Genomic DNA, 7,594 nt, shown 5'->3' on the forward strand with positions numbered 1-7,594 from the left:
AGCTCGGCCTCTGGCTCGCGCCGTTGGGGCATGTACTGGAACGGGCCTTGTACCAGGGCCTGCTGGCGCTGGGAGTGGTCATGGAGCCGATCTTGGAATGGCTCATCCGCCTGGTCCAACAGCTCGCGGTATGGGTGTCGGAAGGCCTGGCGGCCTTTCAGCCGCCGGCGCCCGCTCCCCAGCCCACGCCGATGCCCAGCGGCGGAGAGGGGGCCGGCATCCCCTGGGGGGAGGTCGCCAAGTGGCTGATGATCGCGCTCCTGCTGATGATCAGCCTGGCCGGCCTGGCGCTTTCCCTGCGCAAGCTGGGCCAGCGCGAGCCGGCAGAAGGCCCTCAGGAGCGCCGGCGCTCCCTGCCGGGCGGAACATGGCGGGAAGATGCGTTGCATAACCTGCAGAACCTGGTGCAGAGCATGCTGGACCGGTTGGCCGGCCTGCGCCCCGGCCGGCTGGGCATGGAATGGTACGCGGAGATTTCCATCCGCAACGTCTACCTGAACATGTGTCAGCTTGCGGCGGGGCGCGGCTATCCCCGGCCGGCGGTCTTCACGCCCTACGAATACCTTTCCCTGCTGTATCGGGCGTTCCCTGAGGCAGAGAGCGAGGATATCGAACGTATCACAGAAGCCTATGTGCGCATGCGCTATGGGGAAATGCCCAGCACATGGGGCGAACTGCAGGCCATCCGCCAGGCTTGGCAGAGAGTGAGGAACTCGATCGAGGCGCCGGCGTCAAGCTGACCGACCCTGTATCCAGGAACAATGGAATCAATCATGCCCAACCTACCGACCGAACTGGCAGACCCCGATTACCGCTTCTTCGAACTGGCCGGCGACCATTATGCCTGCGGGTATGCCGTCGGCGCGGTCACTGATCTGCGGCAGTTGCCGGCCCCGGAAAATCCTCAACGCGCCCTCCGCTTTGCGCGCGCCTGCGCGGACGTGGTGCGGGACATATATCCGCCCCTGCTGGACGAGTACCGCGGCTATGCGGACGCCCAGGGCCGGCCGTGGGAGGATGTTCTGCCGCATTTCTCCCTGAACCATCCCTCGGGCGAGGCCGGCGGGTGCTCCAGCCTGGCCTGGCGCTCCGCCGATGGGCATGTCATGGTCGCCCGCAACTATGATTTCCTCAGCTCCCAGCGCAGTCGGCATCTGCTGTACGCCGGGCCGGCCGGCGCGCTGGCGACCCTGGGCACCAATGCCAGCCTCATTGGGGGCCGCTATGACGGCGTCAATCAGGCCGGCCTGTTCGCGGCGCTCCACTTGGTGCAGGCCGAGATGCCGGCCAGGCTTTCCCCAGGTCTCCCGTTCCACCTTGTGCCGCGCATTCTGCTGGAGACCTGCACCACCGTCCGGCAGGCGGTTGCCTTACTGCTTGACCTGCCGGTGCTCCACGCGTTCAACTATCTGCTGGTGGATGCCGGCGGCTTTGCAGTGGTGGAGGCCCACCCGACGGCCAAACGAGTGCGCGAGGGGGATGGCTGGCTGGCGGTCACCAATCACTTCCAGCATCCGGACATGCAGAGACTGCATGGCCGGCGCGTCCATGCCCACTCGCGCCGGCGTGCGGAGAAACTGCGGGAGCTGGCGCTCCGACCGGCGGAGCCGGCGTGGAGCTGGGCACAGCAGGTGCTCAGGGATCACGACACGCCGCTGTGCCATCATGATCGCATTATGGCGACCTTATGGTCGCTGACGGTGGATATCACGGCGCACCGCATCGGCTACTGCCAGGGGGCGCCGTGTCAGGGAATCTTCGTGGAGCTGGCATGGCCGGCAAACGAGCCGCCGGCCACCCGTGTGCAAAGGGGATGGCCGGCGGCCTGAACCGCTTCCCACCGCAGGACGCGCCCTATCAGGCCATGGTCAGGTAGCGTTCCAGCTCCCACGGCGTGATTTGGGCGCGGTACTCATCCCACTCGTGCTCCTTGGCCCGCAGGAACCAGCGGAATACATGCTGGCCGAGGGCTTCCTGGATCACCGTGTCCTTCTTCAGCTCTTCCAGCGCCTCGTACAGACTGCCCGGCAGGGTGACGATGTTGGCCTCTTCGCGCTGAACGGCGTCGAATTCGAACACGTTTTCCTCCATCGGTTTCGGCGGCTGGAGCTTGCGTTCGATGCCGTCGAGGCCGCAGGCCAGCATGACAGCAAACGCCAGGTACGGGTTACAGCTCGGGTCCGGACAGCGCAGTTCGGCGCGGGTGGACTGCTCCCGCCCCTTGGAGACCATGGGGATGCGGATGAGGGCGGAGCGGTTGATCTGCCCCCAGCAGACGTAGACCGGGGCCTCATAGCCGGGCACCAGACGCTTGTAAGAGTTGACGGTCGGCGCCACAACGGCCGCCAGGGCGCGGGCATGGGCAAGCTGGCCGGCGATGAAATGATACGCGATCTCCGAAAGCCGGTACGGGTCATTCGGGTTGTAGAAAACGTTGCGGCCGTCCTTGTCGAACAGGCTCTGATGCGTATGCATGCCGGAGCCGTTCACGCCGTAGATGGGCTTCGGCATGAAGCTGGCGTACAGGCCGTACTTTTGCGCCACGGAACGCACGGCATATTTCATGGTAATGGCATTGTCGGCGCAGGTGAGCGCGTCGCTGTAGCGGATATTGATCTCGTGCTGGCCAGGGGCAACCTCGTGATGGGCCATCTCCACTTCCAGCCCCATCTCTTCCAGGACGAACATCATCTCGCGCCGGGCCTGCGCGGCCAGGTCGCCCTGGGACGAGTCGAAGTAACTGCCTGTGTCGAAGGGGGTGGGACGTGCCACGGGGCCGTTCTCCGCCTTGAAGAGGAAGAACTCGATCTCCGGGCCAGTATTAAAGGTGAAGCCCATGTCCGCGGCGCGCTTCATGGCGCGCTTCAGAATATAACGGGGATCCCCCTCGAACGGCTCGCCGGCCGGCGTGTACACGTCACACAGGATGCGCGCTACCTTGCCGGTCTCCTTCGTCCACGGCAGGGTGGTGTAGGTGGTCACATCGGGAATAAGGAGCATATCGCTCTCATAAATGCGGGCGAAACCCTCGATGGATGACCCATCGAACCACACCCCGACCCGCACCGCTTCTTCCAGCTTGCTGGGGGGAATATTGACGCTTTTCAGCGTGCCCGTGACATCGGTGAATTGCAAGGTAATCACCCGGACTTCGTCCTGTTTGACCCTGGCCATCACTTCCGGAAGGTCGGCCGGCTTGTTCATGGAAATACCTCCTTTAGAAAGGGTGTGGGAAAATAAAAATAGGGACACGGCAGTAATCACCCCTCGGACTGCCGCGTCCCTTCTCCGCCTCTTTGCTGTCTCCGGGCCAAGGCCGGCCGGAGACCTGGCCCCACGCAATTACCTGGGGAAGGAACGCCTTTACTCTTGTTGGCTCGCCTGGTGCGCCAGGATAATGGCTTCCGCCACCTCGCGCATCGGCTTGCGGGTGTTCATACTCATCTTCTGGATCTTGCGGAAGGCCTCCGCCTCGGTCAACCCCTGCACATCCATGAGAATACCCTTGGCGCGGTCCACCAGCTTGCGGGTCTCCAGCGCCTGCTTGAGATCGCCGACCTCCTTTTCCAACATCTTCAGCTCGTTGAAGCGTGCCAGGGCGACCTCAATGGCCGCGGCCAGGTCGGACTCGCGGAAGGGCTTGACGATGTAGCCGGTGACGCCGGCGTCCTTGGCCCGCTCGATCAGGTCGCGCTGGCTGTAGGCCGTCAGCAAGAGGACCGGCGCAATGCGCTCCTCCGTCAAGATTCTGGCGGCATCGATGCCGTCGAAATCATCCCCCTCGAAGCGGATATCCATGACCACCAGGTCCGGTTTAAGCTCGCGTGCCAGGTTAACCGCACTGCGGCCGTCGGCCACCTCGCCCACCACCAGGTAGCCCAGGTTGGTGAGCATTTCCCGCAGATCCATACGGATAATGGACTCATCATCTGCGATTATGATCCGTTTGCGATCTGCCACTTAGTCACCTCCTGATATGCCTTTTGGAAAGCTGATCACGGCGATCACACCATCCTGCGTATTTTCCAGCGAGAAGGTGCCCTTCAGGTCGTCCTGGACCAGGGTGCGCACGATTTGCAGGCCCAGGTTGCCGGCGGTGCGCAGGTCAAAATCGGCCGGCAGGCCCTGCCCGTTGTCCTGAACGGACAGGCGCACGTTGCTGTCCTGCACACCGATGGAAAGGGCGATGCGCCCGCCTGTGCGCCCCTGAAAGCCATGCTCAATGGAATTCAGCAGTAGCTCGTTGATGATCAGGGCGCAGGATGTCGCCTGCTGGGCCGGCAACAGCACATCATCCCCCTCGATGGTGATGTGAATCTGCTGGTCCGGCGCCACAATGCCCTGGCGAATCTGCCGCACGATCTTGGTAGCCACTTCCCGCAGGCTGACCGCGTTGGCCTCTTCGTGGGCCAGAAACTCATGCACCACCGCCACACTCAAGATGCGGTTGATGCCCTCCTGCAGAGCCTGGCGCGTCTCCTCGGATTGACTGCGGCGGGCCTGCATGCGCAGGAGCGCCGCGATGGTCTGCAGGTTGTTCTTGACCCGGTGATGCACCTCCCGGATGAGGGCGGTCTTGACCTTGATCTCCTGCTCTTTGAGCCGGCTTTCCGTCGTATCGCGGATCAGTATCAGGCTCGCCTGCACCCGCCGCGCCAGGTGCCGCACCAGCAGTGGTTCCAGCACCGACCAGCGCTTCCACCCCTCGGTGACGGCCAGAACGGGCACACCGCGCTTGATCCAGGTGCGGCCCCCTTCATCGGTTTCCTGCTGGATGCAGTGGGAGCCGTCGAACACTGGGGCGACGATCTCCGCGTCGTGCGTGCCCAGCTCGCTCAGCCGCTTGCCGACCAGCCCTTCCATGATGCCGATGCGGCGGTACAGGTTGGTGGCGATGCCGCTGGCGTAGCGGATGCAGTGCTGGCGATCCACCAGGAGAATCCCATCGTGCTCGCCAAAGGGCGTGAGCGATGCCGCGTCCGCCAGCTCGCCGCGTGCGGCCATTTGCTGGAGCTGGCGCACAGCCCACTGGAACACCTTACTGCGCCGGCGCTGGCGCTCGTGCTCGATCAAGTTGGTCTCGACACAGAGGGCGGCGATAATCCGCCCCTGGCGGTTCCGCACCGGCAGGACTTTCTGCATGATGGGGGCGCCGTTCGCGACAGCAGAGCGCTGTGTCCGCAGTCCGAAGCGCCCCTGCAGGACCCGGAAGACCAGCGGCTGTTGCGCCGGCCCCACCCATAGGCCGGCGAGCGGCTCCGCATAGACCGGCGACACCGAGTGCGGGCGCGAATGGGACACGACCACCGCCTTCTCCGGCGTCAGCAAGCAGTACAACAGCACATCGGAGCGATTGACATCGGCCAGGATGGCCATGCTCGCCTCGACGCGCTGTAACTGCTCGATATCGGAATCATTGAGACCCTTGCACTGGTAGACGACTTCGTCCACGGTTTATCGCCACACCGCACCGGTTTATGCGTTCTTTTTCTGGACGCGATATAAAGAATGGTCGACCCCTTCCGTGGCGTCGACCATCATCGCGTGCGACTATTAGGCATTGAGTGATACGGCGCTCACTCAGCTATTTATTATAGCACGCCGTGCAAATGTATGCAAATCCCGCGAAAACGCCTGGGGCAGTTGTCAGATGGCCCTCGGCGGGGGATCAGCCGCCGGCCGGGAACCGCAGGCGCTCCGCCAGGTCATCGCCCCGGCGCACAACCGTGCACAGGATGCCGCTGGACTGCAGTGCGGCCTGCACCGGCACGATGGAAGGCGCCGGCGCAAAGCTTTCCCCGACAATGAGCACTGCCGCCAGGCGCACACCCCGCATGCCCACCGCCTGGGCCACCCGAACCCATTCCACGTCGAAGGCCGGCGTGATGACGATCAACCCCGTGCCGCGGTGCAGATGCCGCGCTTCCGCCTCCAGCACCAGCGAGATAGGCACGGTGCCGCGCGCTTCCAGCACCGCCAGCGCCTCCAGCAATTTGACGAGCTGACGCGGGCCGCGGTCGGCCGGCATCACCTCTCGCCTCTGTCCATAGGCCACCAGCCCCACCGCGCGTCCCATGGACAGGAGCTGTTTGGCCAGGGAGGCGGCGGCGCTGACCGCATACTCCTCCGTGCTGGGAGGCAGGGGCGGAGTGCGGTGCTCCCCCCACAACACCGCCGGCCCGCTCCGATCCACTTCCTCCGCCCAGGGTGCGCGGACATGCATGTGCTGTTCCAGGTCCAGGTAGAGCCAGATGTCGGTGACCGGCTCCAGTTCGAACTCTTTGGAGATGAGCCGGCCGACGCGCGCCGTGCTCTTCCAGTGAATGCGGTTGAAGCTGTCGCCGTGCACGTATTCGCGCACGCCGGCGACCTGGTCGGTGACGTGCTGGGTGCGCCGGCGCATAGCGGTGCCGCCCGAAAGCTCGCCAAAGGGGAGTTGAAGGCCCGGCAGGTCCACCGTGTAGGGATAGACGATCAGCTCTCCCTCGCCGGCCAGCCGGCGGGACAGGAAGAAGAAGCCAAAGGGGTCCCCGCTGTGCAGGCTTAAGGGGCCTAGGCGAAAGCGCCCGCGGTGTCCGCAGTAGGTGCGCACCGCCCAGATATAGCGCTGGCGCGGCCCCAGGCCGCTGATGACGCGGCCGGCGCGATGCCCGGGGAGCGTAGAATGATCGCGCACCTCCAGCCAGCGCTTGGGGAGCCAGCCGCGGTTGACGAGGGTGAACTCCTCGTCGAAATGCTTGCCGACCTGCGAGCGGTGAGTGCGGCTGACCCGCGCCACCTGCACCCCGATCAGGTCATTGAGGGTCAGGAGCAGGGAGAGGACCAGGATGAACGCCAGGGCATAGCTGACGTGATACAGCAGGCGCCAGCTCGTGATCATGGCCCATATCACGGCCGCGACCAGGAGTCCCAGCGCCACCCAGCCCTGCTTTAACACATCCCCGCTCCTGAAGCGCGCAAATGAGCGTTTATGCAGGCCCCAGCGCCCGCGCGATGTCCTCCGCCCAGGCCGTGATGGCCGCCCAATCTCGGAAATCGCCGGCCGGCGCCTTGATGCCCTTGATGATCAGCCGCTCCGGCAGGCTGAGCTTCTGCATATCAATGGCGCCGTGAAAGACGGCGATATCGCGGACCTTGATGCGCTCCGCCACGGGCCGCAGGGCATCCGGGATGCGCCAACCGTTGAGCAGTTGCACCGGGTCGCCCGGGCCGGTCGGGCCGCTGGAGAAAAGCCACACCGGCCGCTCCGCCAGGGCGTTCGCCTCCGAGGTCAGCAGTTTGGCGGCCTCTTTGCGCCAACTGCCGGCGTACACTGCACTGCCCAGCACCACGGCCTTGTAGGAGGAGATATCCCGCACTTTGTCCGCGGAGAGGACATCCACCGTGAACCCGGCGGCCCCCAGCACCTCGCCGATGCGGCCGGCGATCTCCGCCGTCGCACCGTACTTGCTCCCATACGCCACCAACACCTTGTCAGACATGGGCTTTTCCTTATCATGGGGCAGGGATTGTCCCTGCCAGGCTCAACGCTTTTCTTCCCCACCCCCGTTGGGGACAGTGACCAGCCGCCGGCGCCCCATGGCCCCGGCCAGCA

General features: G+C 64.7%; 7 protein-coding genes. 2 read left to right on the forward strand and 5 right to left on the reverse strand.

The features are described 5' to 3' along the window. On the forward strand, positions 1 to 740 hold a 740-nt coding region (locus H5T60_09345; GenBank protein ID MBC7242635.1), incomplete at its 5' end, for a DUF4129 domain-containing protein. Between the two features lie 33 nt (positions 741 to 773). Beyond that, positions 774 to 1,829, forward strand: a complete 1,056-nt coding sequence (locus H5T60_09350; protein ID MBC7242636.1) for a hypothetical protein — start codon at positions 774 to 776, stop codon at positions 1,827 to 1,829. 28 nt (positions 1,830 to 1,857) lie between these two features. Here H5T60_09350 and H5T60_09355 read toward each other — a convergent pair whose 3' ends face one another. The 5 genes from H5T60_09355 to H5T60_09375 all read right to left on the reverse strand — a co-directional run bounded on the left by H5T60_09355 (position 1,858) and on the right by H5T60_09375 (position 7,481). Continuing rightward, positions 1,858 to 3,204: a glutamine synthetase gene (locus H5T60_09355; protein MBC7242637.1), complete on the reverse strand. Its 1,347-nt coding sequence runs from the start codon at positions 3,202 to 3,204 to the stop codon at positions 1,858 to 1,860. A gap of 159 nt (positions 3,205 to 3,363) precedes the next feature. Continuing rightward, the gene (locus H5T60_09360) at positions 3,364 to 3,960 is read right to left on the reverse strand and encodes an ANTAR domain-containing protein (GenBank protein MBC7242638.1); all 597 of its coding nucleotides are present in this window, start codon (positions 3,958 to 3,960) and stop codon (positions 3,364 to 3,366) included. Next, entirely contained in the window at positions 3,961 to 5,451 is a 1,491-nt protein-coding gene (locus H5T60_09365; protein MBC7242639.1) for a histidine kinase N-terminal domain-containing protein, read from the reverse strand. It lies immediately after the preceding gene. Between the two features lie 217 nt (positions 5,452 to 5,668). Next, on the reverse strand, positions 5,669 to 6,937 hold the full coding sequence (locus H5T60_09370) for a DUF58 domain-containing protein (protein MBC7242640.1): 1,269 nt from the start codon (positions 6,935 to 6,937) through the stop codon (positions 5,669 to 5,671). A 31-nt stretch (positions 6,938 to 6,968) separates the two neighbouring features. Continuing rightward, the gene (locus tag H5T60_09375) at positions 6,969 to 7,481 is read right to left on the reverse strand and encodes a flavodoxin domain-containing protein (GenBank protein MBC7242641.1); all 513 of its coding nucleotides are present in this window, start codon (positions 7,479 to 7,481) and stop codon (positions 6,969 to 6,971) included. Positions 7,482 to 7,594: the final 113 nt, after the last annotated feature.

The sequence above is a fragment of the Anaerolineae bacterium genome, assembly GCA_014360855.1.
Taxonomy (GTDB): Bacteria; Chloroflexota; Anaerolineae; order JACIWP01; family JACIWP01; genus JACIWP01.

Coding starts and splice junctions, on each gene's coding strand:
- H5T60_09350 (MBC7242636.1), top strand. CDS start 774: ATGCCCAACCTACCGACCGAACTGGCAGACCCCGATTACCGCTTCTTC.
- H5T60_09375 (MBC7242641.1), bottom strand. CDS start 7,481: ATGTCTGACAAGGTGTTGGTGGCGTATGGGAGCAAGTACGGTGCGACG.
- H5T60_09355 (MBC7242637.1), bottom strand. CDS start 3,204: ATGAACAAGCCGGCCGACCTTCCGGAAGTGATGGCCAGGGTCAAACAG.